Origin of the sequence: Streptomyces sp. CA-146814, from assembly GCF_050942385.1 — a bacterium.
Lineage (GTDB): Bacteria > Actinomycetota > Actinomycetes > Streptomycetales > Streptomycetaceae > Streptomyces.
In genome coordinates this window covers 6,617,418-6,634,791 of record NZ_CP192068.1, presented here as the reverse complement: position 1 = coordinate 6,634,791, position 17,374 = coordinate 6,617,418, and the positions used below count along the sequence as shown (strand labels likewise).

Here is a 17,374-nt window from a genome sequence, read left to right as displayed (position 1 = left end):
CTGGGCGTCACGGAGAACCCATGTGGAGGAAACCGAAGTGTTCACGGTAGACGTCAGGCGGGACACACGAGGAGTGGTGTTCACTCTGCGCGGGGATCTCGACTTCCACAGCGTGGTGCAGCTGTACGAGGCCGGCGAGGAGGAACTGGGCACCGCCAGGGTGACGGGGGCCGTGGTGATCGACTGCGCCCACCTGGCCTATTGCGACTCCACCGGCATCAGCGCCCTGCTGAAGCTGTACCACCAGATGTCCGCGCAGGACGGGGTTCTGTGCCTGGCCTCCGTGACCGACAACCTCAACCGCCTGTTCGAACTGACCGGGCTGAAGCAGATCTTCTGTCTGCACACCGACGCGGAAGAGGCTCTCGACGCCCACCTGTATGTCCCCGGAACTGTTGCGGCCGGCGCCGACAGCGCGGCACGGACCGGCACGGAGCACGGCGGATGACAGGCGCACCGGACCAGCAGGCACGCCCGCCTGTCCGGACCGGCCAGGTGCCGCCGGCACGTACCGCCGCCTCCAGCGGCGGGGAGGACGATCTACGGTCGTTGTTCGGGCAGTCGATGGCCTTGTTCGCCTCCATGGCCGGGCCGGCTCACCTGCTGGAGGCGGCGAACCCGGCGTTCTTCGCGGCGATCGGCGGAATCGAGCGCACCCGTACCGGCGTGCCGCTGGGGCAGCTCATGCCGGAACTGGTCGAGCAGGGCTTCATCGCTCTGCTGGACCGTGTCTATCGCACAGGTGAGGCCTATACCGGCCGGGATGCCCGCGTGGTGCTGGGCGAGGGAGCGGATGCCCGCGAGGCGTTCTTCGACTTCACCTACGAGCCCCGTCTGGACTCCGGCGGCAACGTCATGGGCGTGCGGATGATCGGGGTGGAGACCACCCAGGTCAAGCATGCGCAACGGCTGACGGCCGAGCACCGGGCCCTGCTGGAGCAGATCGCCCGCCAGGCCCCTCTCTCCGAGGTGCTCGAAGGCATGGCACGGGCGATCGAGAATCTCACTCCTGAGGAAGTGCTGGTGTCGGTCCTGCTCGCCGACGCCGACGGCCGCCGTCTGCGCCACGGCGCCGCACCGAGCCTGCCCGACTTCTACAACCAGGCCATCGACGGTATCGCCACCGGTGAGGGTGTCGGCTCCTGCGGCACCGCCGCTCACCGCCGCCGGCCGGTGATCGTCACCGATATCGCCACCGATCCGTTCTGGGACGACTTCCGCGACCTGGCCGAGAAGGCCGGTGTCGCCGCCTGCTGGTCCACCCCGATCCTGGCCCGCGACGGTTCGCTGCTGGGCACCTTCGCGATGTATCACCGCGTCCCGCGCGTCGCGCGGGAGGCCGACCTCGCCCTCGCCCGGGTCTTCGCCGGCACCGCTGCCCTGGCCATCGAACGCCACCAGGCCGAACAGGCGTATCAGGCGGCCGAAGCCCGCGAGAAGACCGCCCGCGACGACCTGGCCTTCCTTCTGAACGCCAGCACCCTCCTGAGTACCGACCTCGACGTCGCCCAGACCCTCAACCGCCTGGCTCAGGCCTGCAGCCCGCGCCTGGCACCGCTGTGCGCGGTCGATGTCATCGAGGGTGGACGGGTCCGCCGTGTGGCCACCGCCGCCCCCGACCGGTGGCAGCGGGATCTGCTCGCCGGCCACGCCCCTGTCTACGACGACACCGACGACGCCGTCGCACGCGTCCTGGCCTCCGGCGTGACCGAAGTGGCCCGGCGAACCCCTACCGGCCCCGGCCCCTGGCACGACCTGGGCGTCACCGGCTATCTGTGCATCCCCCTGCTCGACCGGGACAGCGTCGTCGGCACCGTGACGCTGCTGTCCACCGACGGGTACACCTTCGACGGACACACCGTCGCCCTGGCCGAGGAGCTCGCCGGACGCGCCGCCCTGGCCGCGCGCAACGCCCGCCAGTACACCCACCGCGCCGTCCTCGCCCGCGATCTGCAGGCAGGGCTCCTCCTGCCTGAACTGCCCTGCGTGCCCGGCACCGAGGTGGCCACCTACTACCACCCCGCCGGTGAGGGACTCGACGTCGGCGGCGACTTCTACGACGTCTTCCCCCTGCCCGACGGCCGATGGGCGTTCCTGCTCGGCGACGTCTGCGGCCGCGGCGCCATCGCCGCGACCACCACCGCCCTGGTACGCCACACCGCCCGCGCCGTCGCCCCTCTCGTCCCCGGTCCCCAAGAGGTCGTCGAAGCGGTCAACCAGGCCCTGTGCAACCGGCCCGTCGGTCACGGCACCGGATTCGTCACCCTCGTCTACGGCCGGATCACCCCCACCGACGACGGCCTCGACGTCGAACTCGTCCGCGCCGGCCACACCCTCCCTCTCCACCTGGACGCCCATGGCACCGTCCGGGCGGTCGACGCGCCGGGCGTCCTGCTGGGCATCGGGCCGCAGACCCACCTCACCGCCCGCACCCTGCGTCTGCGCCCGAACGAGAGCCTGGTGCTCTACACCGACGGCATCACCGAAGCCCGCCGCCACGACAACGAACTCTTCGGCGACCGACGCCTCGCCGACGCCTTGGGGGACGCACCGGCCGGACCCACCGCCCAACAACTGATCGACACCGTCACCCACGCCGTGCACGCCTTCACCGGGGGCCACGGCATCGACGACGACCAGGCCATCCTCGTCCTGACCGCCACCGGATGACCCTTACGGCCCGTCAGCCCGCCCGCCTACGGATCCACCCGACCCTCGAAGAGACGCGCACCACCTGAACCGGACCGCAGGGACCGCGGCCGGAGCCGCCGACTAGAATCAGCTTCCATGTCGAAGCCTGACGAGTTGCTCGTTGATGTCGCCGCCCTGGTGGAGTCCGGGCACAGCAACCAGATGTCGCTGACCGTCGTCGCCGGGGGCGCCGTCATCACCGGCCGGCTGGCCCCCGAGGCCGTCTGGCGGCAGCGGGTGTCGGAGGTCCTGGCGGACTCGGCCCAACTGGGCGAGTTCGCCGCAGCCTTCACCGCCACCGCGCGCAAGGAAGGCCCGCCGACGCATCTGCACTTCCACGTGGCGCGGATCCTGCAAGGCGCGGTGGGAATCCCGGAGACGGGTGGGATGTACCGCGTGGCGATCGAGGACGTCAGCGCCTGGACGATGGGCGACTTCAGCTACTCCGACCACTGACGCCCCTGGGGGCGGTGGTCAGTACAACAGGTCCAGCTCCGCGCGGACCGTCTTGCCCGGCGGCTCACGGTCGATGACCGCCCAGCGGTCCGCCAGCGCGTCCACGATCAGCAACCCGCGCCCGCTGTCGTCACCGTCGGCCGGTGCGGCGATCTCGCCGGGCCCCGGCGGCCGGCACTCGCCCCGGGTGTCGGACACCTCGATCCGCAGCACCCCGAGGATCTCCCGGTCGCCGGGCGTATGCGTCAGGCGCAGCTCGAAGTCACGCCCGGGGACCCGCCCATGGGTCACGGCGTTGGCCGTCAGCTCCCCGATGATGAGCGCCGCCGACTCCGAGGCGTCACTGAGGTACGGGATGCCCCAGGTGTGCAGCTGGTAGAGGCCGACGCGGCGGGCGAGCCGGGCACCGCGCGGATTCGAGCTGAACTGCCGCCTGAACACACGTACGGTTACGTCGGTTTGGGCCTTCGTAGGTGCTTCCATGCCCTCAGATTCCAGGCTTCGACCCGCCACCACCAGGTCAGCGACCCGTACGCTGAGTCAGCGTACGGGCGCAAAGGGTAGACAGTACGAATCACGTTCCGTGAGCATGGACGGGTTGCGAACCAGGACAGGCGCACGGGGAGGTGGCCGTACATGACGCACGGCACGGATGGCATCGACAGCACATACGGGACGTTCGGCAACGGCGGCGCGGTCCGTCCCGGATCCGAACCGCACTACAACCTCAAGATGTTCGGAGAAATCGTCAAGACTTTCCGCAAGCGGGCCCGGCTGACCCAGGATGAGTTCGCCGCGCTCGTCAGGTACTCGCTGGAGACCATCGCCTCCATCGAGCAGGGCCGCCGGCTCCCGCCTGCGGACTTCCCGGAGCGCGCGGACAGCGTGCTCGACGCGTTCGGCGTGATTCTGGCGGCGGCGAAGCATCTGACGCGGCGGAAGGGGCTGGCGAGCTGGTTCCGGCAGTGGGCGCTGCTGGAGTTGGGGGCGCTGAGCCTGTACACGTACGAATGCCGGTTGATTCCAGGGCTGTTGCAGACGCCTGCGTACGCGCGGACGCTGTTCACGGACCAGCTGCCACCACTCGGCGACGAACAGATCGAGGCGCAGCTCGCGGCCCGGCTGGAGCGTCAGGAACTCCTGCGGAACCGCCCCAACACCGCGTTCACCTTCATCCTGGAAGAACACCTGTTCCTGCGGCAGTTGGGCGGTGAGGAGGTCACCAGGGAGCTGATCGACCACATCCTCGAACTGTCCGAGCTGCGCAACGTGGACATCCAGATCATGCCGCTGGTACGGCATCACCACGCGGGCCTGCACGGACCGATGCGGCTGTTGGAGACACCGGAGCACCAGTGGTTCGGCTACTTGGAGGGGCAGGAGCACGGGCAGTTCGTCTCCGACCCCAAGGTGATCAGCGCACTCCAGATGCGGTGTGCCAGTATGCGTTCACAGGCTCTCTCGTTGGACGACTCCAAGAGCCTGATGCGGCGTATGCGAGGAGCGAGATGAGCACCACAGACCTGGCCTGGTTCAAGAGCAGCTACAGCAGCGGCTCCGGCGACTCCTGCGTGGAAGTGGCCCTGGAATGGCACAAGTCGAGCTACAGCAGCGGCTCCGGTGATGACTGCGTCGAGGTCGCCGCCTGCCCCTCCACCGTCCACGTCCGCGACTCCAAGATCGACGAGAGCCCGCAGCTCGCCCTCGCTCCGACCACCTGGACGCACTTCCTCGCGTACGCCTCCCAGGGCTGATCCCTGCGGCTCCCGGACAGGGAAAAGCATGACGCGAGCGCGCCGGGGCACCCGTCACGCATGGGTATGGTCGGGAACCGTCGGTTCGAAGCTGTTCGGCGACACTGGGCGCGTAAGCGGGGTCACGCGCGTCTGCTCGATCGTCTGGAGTGGACGGCCTGTCCGCCCTCGGCCGGGACCAGCGAGCATCATCTGCTCCTGGTCCACCACCGCAAAGTGATCGGTGAGTTCTCCTACCGGCTCTGCGACCGTTGCCCGGCCGGTCAGATGACCACCACGCGTGTTCCCTTGTCCCTGTCCGAGGGACGGGTGGTGCGCCGGGCCATGTCGCATCTGCGTTTCCGGCACCCCGACCGGTCCTGGCTGCCCCAGCCCGCCGTGGCCGGGACCGGCACGGTACGCCGTCGGTATCTGGCGGACAGCCGCTTCTGCGAGGGCCACGACGCGGCGGGCTACTCCCTCCCCGCATCCACCTCCTTCGCCTCGGAGCTGTCCTCCAGGGCCGCCGCGAAGGTCACCACGACGGCGGTAGCACCCGCGCGGTAGACGCCACCGCGACAACAGCGCGCCCAACAGCGCGCCGCCCCGGCGGCCGCTAGCGGCCCGCGAACGCCTCTTTCAAGGCTTCGTGCAGTCGCTCCGCCGCTTCGTCGAGATCGGGCGACTCGTCCGTCAGGAGTCCGTACACCGCCGATTGCAGGGCCCGGGTGAACGCTCCGTAATACGGCGTGCGCGGACGCTGCACCGCCTCCTCCAGCGCCCGCCGTACGCTCCCGATGTACTCCGACCGCTCCCGCGCCGACGGGGCGCGGGCGCTGCCCTCCCGTGGCACCGGGTCCGCGGAGGCCGTGCCGGGCCGCAGCGCCTCGGTGACCGCTTCCCAGCAGGCCGGTGCCCCGGTTGTCTTCTCCGCGGTGTACGACGAGAGACGGGTCGCGGCGAAACCGGCGTCCAGGAGGCAGCGTTCGCTGCGCGGCCCGGTGAGGAAGGCGAGCAGCTTCCGGGCGGCGGCGGATCGCGGTGACGCGGCGGAGACGGCGAGGTTCTGGCCGCCGAGCACGGAGCGGCCGGGGAGCGGGACGGCGGCGTACCGATCCGGTGCCAACCGGCTCTGGAGCGCGCCGAAGGCATAGGGCCAGTTCCGCATGTAGACCACCCGGCCCTCCGCGAAGTCGTCCAGAGTGGCGTCCTCGTTCGAGGTCAGCGCCCGGGGCAGCAGCGTGCGGTTGTCGTCGACATGCGTGAGGAACTCCTGGAGGCCGTCCTTCAGGGTGTCCGGCGTGGCGGTGTACGTGCCGTCAGCGCTCGCGATCCGCACGTCGGCGGCGGCGAAGGCGTCCATCACGTTGACCGTCAGCCCCTCGTAGGGCGCGAGTTGTGTGGTCCAGCCCTTCTCCGGGTCATCGCCTTCCGGCTGTCCGCTGCCGAGGGTCGCGATGGAGTCGTAGAGGTTCTGCCAGGACCAGTCGCCGGTCGGCTGGCGGTTCTCATTGATGCCGCTCTGCTCGATCAGGTCCTTGCGGTAGTAGAGCAGGCCGACGTCCGTGTTGAAGGGCAGGGCGTAGGTCCGGCTCTTCCACCGGGTGGTGCTCAGGACTTCAGGAATGACGTCGGGGTCGTCGGTGTCGGAGTCCGGCAGCGCCTGGATCAGTCCGGCCTCGGCGAACTCGGGTATCCAGGTGACGTCGAGGTTGACGATGTCGTACGCGGCGCTGCCGGACTGGAGGGCGCCGAGCAACTGGCTGCGCTGCTGGTCGGCGCCGCCGGGCAGCTCGACGATCTGCGCCCGCAGGTCGGGGTCGTTCTTGTGTTGGCGGTTCCACTCGGCGATGAGCTGCTGGCGGACTCCGCCGGAGCCGGTCACGTCGAGGCCGCTGGCCACGATGATCGGGCCCGGTGCCTGGGTGCCGGCCGTCGGCGACGGGCCGTCCGCGCCGCTCCCCGTACAGGCGGCCGACAGGGTGAGCAGCAGGCACCCCAGGACGCGGGTGCGGGCAGGGTGACGGGTCGGTGTGCCGCTCACCGGGCGTCCCCCGTCCCGGTCTTGGCGACCTCGGCGGTCAGCTCGGTGGCCAGGTCGTCGGAGGCGTCCAGGCAACGGCCGCCGGTCGCCTCGGCGAGCCGCTGGTTCAGCTGCTCGGGTGCGCATCCGCCGCCGCGCAGCGCGACCGTGACCACGCGTACCGGTGCCCCCTCGGTCGCGGTCTCCACCAGCGCGAGGACGTCCTCGCGCTGAAGGTCGGCGGAGTCCTCGTCGTCCGTGACGAGCACGAGCAGCCGGGGAACGGGGCCCTCGGAGCCCGACCGCAGCTCGGACAGGCCGTCGCGCAGGCCGTCCAGGACGCGCGCGTTCCTGTTCACCGCCGGGGCCCGGCCGATCGAAGCGCGGGCCCGGCCCAGGTCCGGGCCGGCGCTGCCGAAGGGGACGAGTTCCGTGTGGTTCGCGGCGCTTCCCGGTGAGAGCCCCCACACCCCGAACGTATCCTCGGGTCCGATCGGGGCGGTGGACCGGGCCACCAGGTCCTTGGCACGTCCCGGCCCTGACCAGACCCGGTTGTCCTCCATCGAGGTCGAGTCGTCCAGCAGGTAGAGGACGCGGCCGGGGCCGAGCGCCTGACGGTAGTCGCGCAGCGCCTCGGTGACCTCGGAGGCCGAGGTCGGCGGGTTCGAGGGCGGCAGGAGGAGGCTCACCGCCCCTTCGTTGGCCTTCGCCGTGAGCGGCGAGGCCGCGGAGGGAAGCGACGGCTTCCCGCTCGGTCCGGTGCGGAAGCCGTCCCGCACGAAGACCGCGCCGGCCTCGGGGTCCTTGGCCAGCCAGTCGTAGAAGTCCCGCACGGCCTGCCCGCGCGCGGTCGCGTCCCGGTCGGCCCCGGCCCAGGTGACACGGAAGAAGGGGAGGTCGAGTACGGGAACGTCGGTGGGATAGCGGGCCGCACGGTGCTCCAGGACGTCGCTGGCGCAGGCCGGTCGTCCCACGGTGCCGGGCTCCCCGCTCGCGGAAGGCAGGTTGAACAGGGCCATGGTCTGCTCGGGAATCAGCACCGCGGCCCTGTCCTCCAGTGCGTTACGGGATCCGTCGGCGAGGCCGCACATCAGATCGCGCGCCGTGGGCTGCGGGGGAAGCCGGTCATCGGTGAGGGCGGCCTCGACGTCGTCTGGACGGCGGTCGTCGGTCCCGTACAGCGCGGTGGTCGACAGCAGCGCGGCGTCTCCGCCCTCGGGGTCGGGACGTAACACCTGGTAGGGCTCCGGACCGTCGGCGCCGCCGTCCCGGACTCGGGCGACCAGGTCGGCCAGCGGTGCGGGGCGATCGGCAGGGCCGGGCTTCCGGCCCGCGTCGGCGGGGACGGCGAGGACCATCGGGGTGTACGCGACCGAGCCCAGCGAGTCGAGCTTCGCGACTGTTCGGGCCGCCACGCTCTGCTCGGCGAGCACGCGCAGCGAGGTGACCGTGGCGGCCGGGATCCAGACGTCGGGCTGGGCCCCGAGATCGCGTTGCGGCAACAGGCAGTCGCCGGAGGGCGGGCAGGAGGCGGGAGGGGATTGCCAGAGCGGGGCGGCCTGGAGCGCGTCGACGACATCGGTGGAGTTGCCGGTGTACACGCTGATGCCCACGGCCCGGCAGTCGCCGGTGCTCCGGTCCAGGTAGGTGTCGGCGGCCTTCTGCACGGTGGGCCGGATGTCGGGATCCACCAGTACGCGCAGTTCCAGAGGCGGCGCGCAGCCGCGGTCCGGGCCGCCGCCGAGGCTCAGCAGGACGCCGGCTCCGGCGAGGCAGGCGAGCGCGAGGCCGGCGCACAACGCCCGGTAGCGCCGGGAGGTCGGGCGCTGTTTCGGTGTCGTACCGTCGGCCGGAGGCGGGTGGGCCGGGCCGTTCTCGGCTTCGTTCCCGGCCTCGGCCCCGCCCTCCCCGGGCCGCCCCGGTGTCGTGACGGCACCGTCCGCTCCGGCGGACGCGAGCGCCGGATGGCCGGCCCCGGGCGCTGTCCCGGGCGGCTCCGACGGCTCGGGCTCCCGCCCGTGTCTCCTGCCGGGGATGGCGAGCAGCACGTCGTCGCCGTGCCGGCGCTCCCCCGGGATCCAGCGGTGATCGTGGACCGCTTTCAGCGGGGCCATCACCTCGCGGATCTCCCCCACCAGCCGGGTGAAGGTGGCGGGCTTCGAGGCCCACGTCCGCCCGGTGAGCAGGCGGTGGAGCCCGACGGTGAAGTCGGTGCCGGTCGCGGCGTCGCCGGGTGGGATCTCCACGTTCTGCTCGGCCGCCATCAGGAGAGCGAAGTTCTGCTGTTCCTCCGGGTGGAAATCCTGCCGCGCGTTCCCGGCGAAACAGCAGTCGAGAACGACCACGACCCAGTCGGCCTGCGCCAGCCGCAGCTCGGCCATGACGTGATCGCGCCACGAGAGCGCGTCGACGAAAGGGCGGTGCGGATCGGCGATGACCCGCGAGGGGCTGAACAGCAGGTGCAGGTCCTTTCCGTCGGCCCGCACCACGCCGTGCCCGGCGAAGTAGACGACGAGAAGCCCGTCGACCTGCTCGCGGGCGTCCCGTAGCGCACGGACCGCCTCCAGCGGGTCGACCGTGCCCGAGCCGCTCCCGGCCGGGCCGGGCAGGACGACGAGCTCTCCGGGGGCCATGACACCCGTGCCTTCGGCGGTCAGCGCCTCCGCCATGAGCCGGAGGCTGCGCGCGACCGCGGGCAGGTCGGCTTCATGGGTGTAGGAGTCGACGCCGATGAGCACCGCGCGATGGGCCTTGGACCGGTTCTGCGGACTACGCGCGTTGTACGGCGGCACAACGCCTAGCCCCGCCCGTCCGCGTCCCGTCCGTCCGTGTTCGGCCCGTCCGTGTTCGGCCCGTCCGTGTTCGGCCCGTCTGCATGCCGCCCGTCCGCGTCCCGCCCGTCCGCGTCCCGCCCGTCCGTGTTCGAACCGTCTGTGTCCGGCCCCTCCGCCTCATCCGCCGGGCGACGCTCCGTCTCGCCGGTGCCGGGTTCGTCCCGGGCACCGGCACCCGTTCCGGTGTCCCGTCGGAGTGTGGGGTCGCCGTCGCCGTCGTCCGCGTCGAGCGTGACCCGGGGAAGCTCTTCGGCGTTCGCCAGCCTGCGCCGGTTGCGGTGCCAGGCGAGGACCGCCCGCCAGACGTTCTCGATCACCGACCGGGCCACCTCGGCGGTGACGACGAGCAGGATGTCCTGCACCAACTCGCCGCCCATGGAGGGGCTCTGACGTCGTGAGTCCACCAGGCTCACGTCGAGCCCGCCCTCGTCCCGGGCCTCCGTCAGGATCGGGGCGTCCTCCAGCCACTGGTGCAGCGCCGCGAGATCCTCCCGCCGCCGGTGCGTACCACTGACCTCGACCCGGAACACGAGCTGACCGCCCGAAGCCCCCCGCTCCCCCGCAACCGCTTCGCTGCCGTCCGCCACGAAACCCGCCCCCTCCCGGCGCGAAGCATCCGCTCGCGCCCGTAACTCACAAGTATTTCACGGGGATTGCGCCCAGGCGTGGGTTCCGTGCCAGATGGGCGCCCGTCCCCGAGCACACCGTTCGGGTACCCGGGCGGCCGCCCCGTACCTCTTCGCCTCACTTCCGTTCGGGCTCCAGGTCCAGGTCCTTCAGCGCGTTCTCGACGACCTCGGTGAGGGCGGGGTGGATCCACAGGGGCTGCTCGGACAGCTCTCGTACGGTCATGCCGCTGGTCAGCGCGATGACCAGCGGCTGCACCAGGGTGGCCGCCTGCGGCCCGAGGATGTGTCCGCCCAGCAGGCGCCCGGTGCGCCGGTCGGCCAGCACCTTGCAGAACCCGTCGGTCTCCTCCAGCGCCCAGCCGTAGGCCACATCCGCGTACCGGTGGACCGCGACCGCGTAGTCGAGACCCTGCTCGCGGGCCTCCTGCTCGGTCAGTCCGACCTGGGCGATCTGCGGGCGCGTGAAGATGGCCGACGGCACCGCGTCGTAGTTCATGGTCCGCCGGTCGTCGGGGTGGAGCAGGTTGTGGGCGACGATCTCCGCCTCACGGTTGGCGACGTGCTTGAGCGGGACCTGCGTGGAGATGTCGCCGAGGGCCCAGACCCCGTCGGCGGTCGTGCGCAGGTGCTCGTCCACGGTGATCCGTCCGCCGTCACCGGTCTCGACACCTGCCGCGGCCACACCCAGCCGGTCACTGTTCGGCCGGCGGCCCACGGCCACCAGCAAGGTGTCGGCGGTCAGTTCGGTGCCGTCGTCCAGGGTGAGGCGGAGATCGCCGGGCCTGCCGGAGACCTCGGTCAGCTCACGCCCGAGCCGCAGGTCCCACTGGTCGCGCACGAGGTCGGTGAAGGTCCGGGAGACCAGCTCGTCCTGCTGCTGCGCCAGCAGCCGGTCCGCCTGCTCGATGACGGTGACCCGGCTGCCGAGGGAGTGGAAGACATGGGAGAGCTCAGCGGCGATGTATCCGCCGCCGAGCACGACGAGGCGCCGTGGCACCTCGTCCAGCCGCATGACCGTGTCGGACGTCTCGTACGGCAGCCCGGAGTCGGCGACCACCGGAGGAACGACGGGCCGCCCGCCCGCGGCGATCACGATCCGTTCCGCCTCGATCTCCACGGGCCCGTCGTCGGTCTCCACCGTGAGCCGACGCGCGCCCGTGAAGCGTGCCGTGCCCCGGTAGACCGTGATGTGCTCGGAGTCGCGACGGCCCTTCTCACCCTCCTCGGCCGCCGCGTCGAGCCGGCCGAAGACCCTGCTGCGGATGTCCCGCCAGCGGACGCCGCGCAGTTCGGCGTCGATGTCGTGGCGTTCCGACTCCCGGACCGAGTCCGCCACATCGGCCGTGGCGGCGAGCATCTTGCTCGGGATGCAGCCCGCGTTCAGACAGGTGCCGCCGAAGGGTCCGGCGGAGACCAAGGCGATGTCGAGGCCGGCGAAGCGGTCGTCGATGAGTGCGTTGCCGGTACCGCCGCCCAGAACGATCAGGTCGTGTCGTCGCATGGCGGGAAGGTAACCGCTTCAGCAGGACATACACCTCTCCCACCGGATATACGCCCCTCCCGCCGGACACGCGCACTAGGGCCGCCGCGAGGCGGCCTCGCCGGCCTCGGGGGACCGGCGCGAGGCGGCGCGGGCGGCCCAGGCGACGGCCAGCACGCCCACGGCCAGCAGCGGATACCCCATGACGATCTTCGCGGTGCCCAGCGAACCGACCTCGTCGGCCTGGTACAGGTACTGCTGGACGGCGAAGCGGGCGGCGAAGATGGCCGTGAGCACGATCGTCGCGACGCCGAAGTAGCGGCGCGCACGCCGGTCGTCCCGCCAGGTCGAACTCTTGCCCCGCAGCGAGAACCACAGCACGCCCGCCAGCGGTCGGCCCGCGAGGACGGAGAGACCGAAGATCAGCGCGAGGGCCAGGTTCGACCAGATCCCGATGAGGAAGTAGTCCTTGGCCGACCCGGTCCACCAGGAGATCCCGGCGGCGATGGCCACCCCGAAGACCCCGCCGACGGCGGGCATGACCGACTCCTTGCGGATCAGCCGCTCGGCGGCGATCACCACGGCGAGGGCGAGAGCGGCGATGATCGCCGTCGTGAGTCCGCCGATGGCGTTGCCGATGACGAAGGCGAGGACGGGCAGCGCGGAGTAGATCACGCCACGGACTCCACCGGCCTGCTCCAGGGCGGTCGCCCGCGGTCGCGGGGCGCGCTCCGGCTGCCCCGGCAGCCCGGTCTCGGCCGGGTCACGGGGGTCGGTCGCGGACCGCCCCTCTGTGGGGTCCGGGACCGGCCGCCCGTCGTCCAACTGCTGCTGCGTCTGATTGATCGCCACGGTGACCTTCTTTCGGACGGGGGACGAAAGGACGTGGGACGTGCTTCGCTCTGGACCACCTGCTGTCCCCAAAGCCGGTCACCATGTCGAAAAGACCGGACCAGGTCGGCCGATGCCCCGGCAGGCGCCCGGTCAGGCACGGTGACGCTCCGGATCGCCGCCGCCGAGGCCCGGATCGGTCCCGTTTCGGGCGGCCGGACGGGACGGGACGCGCACCCCTCGGTCCTGCGGGCTCCGGAGTCGCGGCCGGCCGCCGGGCCGCCCGGTCCTCGTACCGATACCGGACAGGTACGGTAAAGACGTACCGATGTCTCTCATGGGCCTCCTGGCGGGCTGCGTGAACCCAGGAGGAGCCGCATGACGACCAACCGTGGACGCAAGGACGTCATCCGCGACCGGATGGCCGCCACCGGCGAGTCGTACAACGTCGCCGCCCGCAACCTCAAGGCCATGAAGGACACCGCCGCCACCCGCGACGCCGTCCTCGTGCAGCGCTGGACCCCCGCCGACAGCTTCGACGTGCCGTGTCCCTGCGGCGGGACCTGCGAGCCCGGTGAGACCTGCGACCACTGCCACGCCCGCCACCGCCATGTGAAGCGCTACCCGGGCTCCATCACCGAGGTCGAGACCTGGGCCGACCGCTACGAGTGCACCGGCTGCTCCTCCTCGTACACCCTCACCATCCACCTGGCCGGGCGGCCCTGGGGTGTGGCGGAGACGGTCGTGCAGGGCGGGTCGGCCGAGGAGGTCGTGCAGGCGACCGTCTTCCCCGGGGTCATCCACCCGCTGCTGCGCTCGGAGGCGGCCGAGGACTCCCAGCAGCGGTGAGGCGCCCCTCGGTGAACACCCCGTCACCGTGGGCGTGCGGTCGGCCGTTTACGGGGTAGGCGAGAGGCAGGCCCGCCCCGAGGAGGAACCATGTCCCGCCTGATCGCCCGCATCACCCAGTTCACCCGCAGCCCCCAGGGCCGGAGAACCATCGACTCGGCCCGCCGCGCCGCGGCTGACCCCCGTAAGCGCGCCCAGGCCCGCAGCCTGTTCGGACGGTTGCGCGGACGCCGGTGACGGCGGCGCTTCGGCGGACGGCCGGAGCGGTGTCGGGAGGCGTACGCAGAAGATGCCCGCACGGGTCTCCCCGTGCGGGCATCTTCACGTTCCGTCGGCGTCCGGCTCAGCTCTCGTCCGGTGCCCGCTCAGCTCTGGACCGGTGCCGGCTCAGCTCTCGTCCGGCGCCAGGGTCAGCGAGATCGAGTTGATGCAGTAGCGCTGGTCCGTCGGGGTCGGGTAGCCCTCGCCCTCGAAGACATGGCCCAGGTGCGAGCCGCAGCGGGCGCAGCGCACCTCGGTGCGGACCATGCCGTGGGCGCGGTCCTCGATCAGTTCGACCGCGTCCGTGTCCTTGGGGTCGTAGAAGGACGGCCAGCCGCAGTGCGACTCGAACTTGGCGTCGGAGCGGAACAGCTCCGCCCCGCAGGCGCGGCAGGAGTAGACGCCCGCCGTCTTGGTGTCGGTGTACTCACCGCGGAAGGCGGGTTCGGTGCCGGCCTGGCGCAGGACCTGGTACTCGGCGGGGGACAGCTCCGCCCGCCACTGCTCGTCCGGCTTCTCGACGTCGTACGGCACGGCTCGCTCCTCAGCTCGGCAAAGTCGTCGTTCGCCCGGTGGCCGGCCGGCTACCGGTCGCTCGACAGGTGGTCCAGGATGCGCGGGCCGAGGTCGGTGACATCGCCCGCTCCCATGGTGAGAACGAGATCACCGGGCTTGGCCATTCCCGCGACGGCGGCGGGAACGTCCGCCTGGTCGTGGACAGCGGTGACCTCGGCGCCCGCCGCCTTCGCCGCGTCGATGATCAGGGCGCTGGTGATGCCCGGGATCGGGTCCTCGCGGGCCGGGTAGATGTCCAGGACCACGGAGGCGTCGGCCAGCGCGAGGGCCTGGCCCATCTCCGTACCCAGCTCCTGCGTACGGGAGAACAGGTGCGGCTGGAAGACGACCAGGATGCGGGCGTCGGCGGCGGCGCCGCGCATGGCCTCCAGGTCGGCGGTCATCTCGGTGGGGTGGTGCGCGTACGAGTCGATGACCTGCACGCCCGCCGCCTCGCCCTTGAGCTGGAGGCGGCGCTTGACCCCGGTGTACGAGCCGAGGGCCGAGGCGAGGTTGTGCGCGGGGATGCCGAGGGCGACCCCGGCGGCGAGGGCGGCGACCGCGTTGTGGGCGTAGTGGGCGCCGGGGACGGAGACGGTGAAGGTGAGGAACCTGCCGTTCAGCAGGACGGTGACCTCGCTGGTCAGACCGCGCGGGGTGACCTTGTGGACGCGTACGTCGGCGTCCTCGGCGGAGCCGTACGTGACGACCTTGAGGTCGGCGAGGTCCCGGACCCGGCGGGTCAGCTCGACCGCGCCGGGCTGGTCGGCGGAGATGACCAGGGTGCCGCCGGGGACGACCTTGCCGACGAAGGTCTCGAAGGAGTCGTAGATCTCGTCCATCGAGGCGTAGTTCGCGTGGTGGTCCAGCTCCACATTGAGGACGATCGCGACCTCGGGGTCGTACTTCTGGAAGCTGCGGTCGCTCTCGTCCGCCTCCGCGACGAAGATGTCGCCTTCGCCGTGCGTGGCGTTGGTGCCGGGGCCCTCCAGGTCGCCGCCGATGGCGTACGAGGGGGCCAGGCTCAGCGAGGAGAGGGCGACGGCCAGCATCGACGTGGTGGTCGTCTTGCCGTGCGTACCGGCGACCGCGATGGCGCGCAGGCCGTTCATCAGGGAGGCCAGCGCGTCGGAGCGGTGGACCACCGGGATGGCCAGCTCGTTCGCCCGGAGCAGCTCCGGGTTGTCGGCGCGGATGGCGCTGGAGACGACCACGCAGGAGGCGTCGTCGGCCAGGTGCCCGGCCGCGTGCCCGATGTGCACGGTCGCGCCCAGCGCCCGCAGCGACTCGGCGGTGGCGGACTCCTTGGCGTCGCTGCCCGCCACCTTCGCGCCGCGCTGGGCGAGGATCTTCGCGATGCCCGACATTCCGGCGCCGCCGATGCCGATGAAGTGCGGTCGTTCCATGGCGGCGGGAATGCCGGGTGCCATCTGTGGTCCTCCGTGCTCGTGGTCTGGCCGTGGCGACGCGGTCCCGGCTTGCCTCCGGGGGCCGCGCGGGCTTCAGCCTATTCGCTGTGCGCGAAGAGCTTGAGCACCGGGACGCCGACCTTGTGCCGGGCACGGGAGGCCCAGTCGCGGTGGAAGAACTCCTCCACGTAGTGCGGGGCGGTCAGGACGATGACCTCGTCGGCGCCCGCGTCCTCGACGACGGTCTTCAGCTTGTCCAGGGGGTGGTCCTCGATCACCTGTCCGACCGCCTCGGCGCCCGCCTCGCGCAGCGCCCGTAGCGAGTACTCCAGGCCGATCTCGGCGGGTTCGCGGGCCTCCTTGCCCTCCGGTTCCTCGCCCTCGCGGACGGCTTCCTTGAGCTCCCCCATCGCCACGTCGTCGATCGCGCGCAGCAGGACATCGGCCTGGTCGCCGCGCGGCTGCAACAGAACGACGAACGAGATCCGCTCCTCGCCGTGGAGGGTGGTGACGAAGTCCACGTCCTCGGGAGTGAGCGGCTTCTCGATCATCAAAACGCTTGTGAACACGACAGGCGCCCTTCCGCTTCTGCGTCTCGCCGACAGCCGGCTCGGCCGTCGGCGGTCGTTTGCTGAAACCATCCTTCCCCGTGATGCCACGGGGACTGCAGAGGTAAGTGTGCCCAGCCGAAGCTAACCGGAACGGGTAATTCCGCTAAGTGTCCCCGCACTGGTGACCCGGCGCGCCTCCGCCGGTCACCGGGCTCCTTACCGTCGGTAGCGAGCCGGGCGGTCCGGCTCCTTACCGTCGGTAGCGGCCGAAGAGGAACCCGTCCTCCTCCAGCAGCGACGCCAAGGCGAAACGTTCCGGCACGGCGACCCCGGGACCTCCGGCGATCCGCTGCGCGTCCCCGGCCGTGAGCATCGGGGAGAGCGTCAGACAGAGCTCGTCCAGCGCACCCGCCGCCACGAACTGGCCGAGCAGCCGGGGCCCGCCCTCCGTCAGCTGCCGCCGCAGCCCCCGGTTCGCCAGCTCGCGCACCGCCCGCGCCGGGTCCACCCGGGTGCCCTCGCCCGCGACCACCACCTCCGCGCCCGCCTTCCGGGCCGCGGCGATCCGGTCGGCCGGAGCGGCGGCGCCGGTCACCACGAGGGTCGGGACCAGCGGCTCGGTGAACAGCGGCAGCGCGAAGTCCAGGTCCAGCGAACCGCTCACCACCGCGACGGCCGGGGCGGGCCCCTGCCCGGCCGCCGCCCGCCGCGCCGCGAACGCCTCCCGGGCGCGGGCCGGACGGTACCCCTCCAGACGTACGGTCTCGGCTCCGGCGATCACCACATCGGCCAGGGCCCTCAGGGTGCCGAAGATCCGCATGTCGGCGGCGCAGGAGATGGGCTGCGAGCGGCCTTCGTGCTGGGCGGCGCCGTCGAGCGTGGAGACCATGTTGGCGCGCAGCCAGGAGGCACCCGTCGTGGGGTACGCGTACGCCTCGGCCAGCTCGTCGAAGCTCCACTCGCGGTCCGTCAGCAGCCCGGAGGGGTCGGTGGAGGCGGCCGTTGTTGTCAGGTCCGTCACAGGGAACAGGCTTCGCATGGGTTGCAGTCTGGCACGGGCCTTAGGGTGGAG

General features: G+C 71.5%; 18 protein-coding genes. 8 read left to right on the top strand and 10 right to left on the bottom strand.

Annotated elements, in window-relative coordinates; translation table 11 throughout:
• Nucleotides 1–22: 22 nt before the first annotated feature.
• From ACQP09_RS29400 to ACQP09_RS29390, 3 genes are all read left to right on the top strand, one after another.
• Complete coding sequence (locus ACQP09_RS29400; RefSeq protein ID WP_433405075.1) at nt 23–448, top strand: STAS domain-containing protein; 426 nt, start codon at nt 23–25, stop codon at nt 446–448.
• The gene (locus ACQP09_RS29395) at nt 445–2,670 is read left to right on the top strand and encodes a SpoIIE family protein phosphatase (RefSeq protein ID WP_433405072.1); all 2,226 of its coding nucleotides are present in this window, start codon (nt 445–447) and stop codon (nt 2,668–2,670) included. The genes ACQP09_RS29400 and ACQP09_RS29395 overlap by 4 nt, the downstream gene beginning before the upstream one ends.
• A gap of 117 nt (nt 2,671–2,787) precedes the next feature.
• On the top strand, nt 2,788–3,147 hold the full coding sequence (locus ACQP09_RS29390; RefSeq protein ID WP_432150702.1) for a hypothetical protein: 360 nt from the start codon (nt 2,788–2,790) through the stop codon (nt 3,145–3,147).
• An 18-nt stretch (nt 3,148–3,165) separates the two neighbouring features.
• On the opposite strand, the gene ACQP09_RS29385 is transcribed toward ACQP09_RS29390, so the two are convergent.
• On the bottom strand, nt 3,166–3,630 hold the full coding sequence (locus tag ACQP09_RS29385; RefSeq protein WP_433405069.1) for an ATP-binding protein: 465 nt from the start codon (nt 3,628–3,630) through the stop codon (nt 3,166–3,168).
• Between the two features lie 153 nt (nt 3,631–3,783).
• Here ACQP09_RS29385 and ACQP09_RS29380 point away from each other — a divergent pair, with 153 nt between their 5' ends.
• The 3 genes from ACQP09_RS29380 (at nt 3,784) to ACQP09_RS29370 (ending at nt 5,447) form a co-directional block, all read left to right on the top strand.
• Entirely contained in the window at nt 3,784–4,659 is an 876-nt protein-coding gene (locus ACQP09_RS29380; protein ID WP_433405066.1) for a helix-turn-helix domain-containing protein, read from the top strand.
• A complete protein-coding gene (locus ACQP09_RS29375) occupies nt 4,656–4,901 on the top strand; it encodes a DUF397 domain-containing protein (RefSeq protein WP_433405064.1) in 246 nt (81 codons plus the stop codon). Before ACQP09_RS29380 ends, ACQP09_RS29375 begins: the two co-directional genes overlap by 4 nt.
• A gap of 324 nt (nt 4,902–5,225) precedes the next feature.
• A complete protein-coding gene (locus ACQP09_RS29370; RefSeq protein ID WP_433405062.1) occupies nt 5,226–5,447 on the top strand; it encodes a hypothetical protein in 222 nt (73 codons plus the stop codon).
• A 49-nt stretch (nt 5,448–5,496) separates the two neighbouring features.
• Here the strand turns inward: ACQP09_RS29370 and ACQP09_RS29365 are convergent, their stop codons facing one another.
• The 5 genes from ACQP09_RS29365 to ACQP09_RS29345 all read right to left on the bottom strand — a co-directional run bounded on the left by ACQP09_RS29365 (nt 5,497) and on the right by ACQP09_RS29345 (nt 12,698).
• Nucleotides 5,497–6,924, bottom strand: a complete 1,428-nt coding sequence (locus ACQP09_RS29365) for an extracellular solute-binding protein (RefSeq protein WP_433405060.1) — start codon at nt 6,922–6,924, stop codon at nt 5,497–5,499.
• A complete protein-coding gene (locus ACQP09_RS29360) occupies nt 6,921–9,695 on the bottom strand; it encodes a substrate-binding domain-containing protein (RefSeq protein WP_433405057.1) in 2,775 nt (924 codons plus the stop codon). Before ACQP09_RS29360 ends, ACQP09_RS29365 begins: the two co-directional genes overlap by 4 nt.
• 5 nt (nt 9,696–9,700) lie before the next feature.
• Nucleotides 9,701–10,324, bottom strand: a complete 624-nt coding sequence (locus ACQP09_RS29355; protein WP_433405054.1) for a hypothetical protein — start codon at nt 10,322–10,324, stop codon at nt 9,701–9,703.
• Nucleotides 10,325–10,481: 157 nt separating this feature from the next.
• On the bottom strand, nt 10,482–11,867 hold the full coding sequence (locus ACQP09_RS29350) for a mycothione reductase (RefSeq protein WP_433405052.1): 1,386 nt from the start codon (nt 11,865–11,867) through the stop codon (nt 10,482–10,484).
• A gap of 75 nt (nt 11,868–11,942) precedes the next feature.
• Complete coding sequence (locus ACQP09_RS29345) at nt 11,943–12,698, bottom strand: DUF3159 domain-containing protein (protein WP_433405050.1); 756 nt, start codon at nt 12,696–12,698, stop codon at nt 11,943–11,945.
• Nucleotides 12,699–13,055: 357 nt separating this feature from the next.
• Between ACQP09_RS29345 and ACQP09_RS29340 the strand changes: the two genes are divergently transcribed.
• Both ACQP09_RS29340 and ACQP09_RS29335 read left to right on the top strand, forming a co-directional pair.
• Nucleotides 13,056–13,526, top strand: a complete 471-nt coding sequence (locus tag ACQP09_RS29340) for a hypothetical protein (protein ID WP_433405047.1) — start codon at nt 13,056–13,058, stop codon at nt 13,524–13,526.
• Nucleotides 13,527–13,616: 90 nt separating this feature from the next.
• The gene (locus ACQP09_RS29335) at nt 13,617–13,763 is read left to right on the top strand and encodes a hypothetical protein (RefSeq protein WP_432150695.1); all 147 of its coding nucleotides are present in this window, start codon (nt 13,617–13,619) and stop codon (nt 13,761–13,763) included.
• Between the two features lie 150 nt (nt 13,764–13,913).
• Here ACQP09_RS29335 and msrB read toward each other — a convergent pair whose 3' ends face one another.
• The 4 genes from msrB to ACQP09_RS29315 form a co-directional block, all read right to left on the bottom strand.
• On the bottom strand, nt 13,914–14,321 hold the full coding sequence (gene msrB, locus ACQP09_RS29330; protein ID WP_433405044.1) for a peptide-methionine (R)-S-oxide reductase MsrB: 408 nt from the start codon (nt 14,319–14,321) through the stop codon (nt 13,914–13,916).
• 50 nt (nt 14,322–14,371) lie between these two features.
• Nucleotides 14,372–15,772 (bottom strand): UDP-N-acetylmuramate--L-alanine ligase, encoded by a 1,401-nt coding sequence (murC, locus tag ACQP09_RS29325; RefSeq protein WP_433405041.1) that lies wholly within the window; start codon nt 15,770–15,772, stop codon nt 14,372–14,374.
• A gap of 77 nt (nt 15,773–15,849) precedes the next feature.
• On the bottom strand, nt 15,850–16,302 hold the full coding sequence (locus tag ACQP09_RS29320; protein WP_404067182.1) for an indole-3-glycerol phosphate synthase: 453 nt from the start codon (nt 16,300–16,302) through the stop codon (nt 15,850–15,852).
• 250 nt (nt 16,303–16,552) lie between these two features.
• Nucleotides 16,553–17,341 carry a pyrimidine reductase family protein gene (locus ACQP09_RS29315; RefSeq protein ID WP_433405039.1) on the bottom strand — a complete coding sequence of 263 codons (789 nt, stop codon included), beginning with the start codon at nt 17,339–17,341 and terminating at the stop codon, nt 16,553–16,555.
• Between the last annotated feature and the right edge of the window lie 33 nt (nt 17,342–17,374).

Excerpts from the sequence above, each read along its gene's own strand:
- ACQP09_RS29375 (WP_433405064.1), top strand. The coding sequence starts at position 4,656 with ATGAGCACCACAGACCTGGCCTGGTTCAAGAGCAGCTACAGCAGCGGC.
- ACQP09_RS29335 (WP_432150695.1), top strand. The coding sequence starts at position 13,617 with ATGTCCCGCCTGATCGCCCGCATCACCCAGTTCACCCGCAGCCCCCAG.
- ACQP09_RS29390 (WP_432150702.1), top strand. The coding sequence starts at position 2,788 with ATGTCGAAGCCTGACGAGTTGCTCGTTGATGTCGCCGCCCTGGTGGAG.
- ACQP09_RS29385 (WP_433405069.1), bottom strand. The coding sequence starts at position 3,630 with ATGGAAGCACCTACGAAGGCCCAAACCGACGTAACCGTACGTGTGTTC.
- ACQP09_RS29350 (WP_433405052.1), bottom strand. The coding sequence starts at position 11,867 with ATGCGACGACACGACCTGATCGTTCTGGGCGGCGGTACCGGCAACGCA.
- ACQP09_RS29320 (WP_404067182.1), bottom strand. The coding sequence starts at position 16,302 with ATGATCGAGAAGCCGCTCACTCCCGAGGACGTGGACTTCGTCACCACC.
- ACQP09_RS29370 (WP_433405062.1), top strand. The coding sequence starts at position 5,226 with ATGTCGCATCTGCGTTTCCGGCACCCCGACCGGTCCTGGCTGCCCCAG.
- ACQP09_RS29395 (WP_433405072.1), top strand. The coding sequence starts at position 445 with ATGACAGGCGCACCGGACCAGCAGGCACGCCCGCCTGTCCGGACCGGC.
- murC (WP_433405041.1), bottom strand. The coding sequence starts at position 15,772 with ATGGCACCCGGCATTCCCGCCGCCATGGAACGACCGCACTTCATCGGC.
- ACQP09_RS29340 (WP_433405047.1), top strand. The coding sequence starts at position 13,056 with ATGACGACCAACCGTGGACGCAAGGACGTCATCCGCGACCGGATGGCC.
- ACQP09_RS29380 (WP_433405066.1), top strand. The coding sequence starts at position 3,784 with ATGACGCACGGCACGGATGGCATCGACAGCACATACGGGACGTTCGGC.
- ACQP09_RS29315 (WP_433405039.1), bottom strand. The coding sequence starts at position 17,341 with ATGCGAAGCCTGTTCCCTGTGACGGACCTGACAACAACGGCCGCCTCC.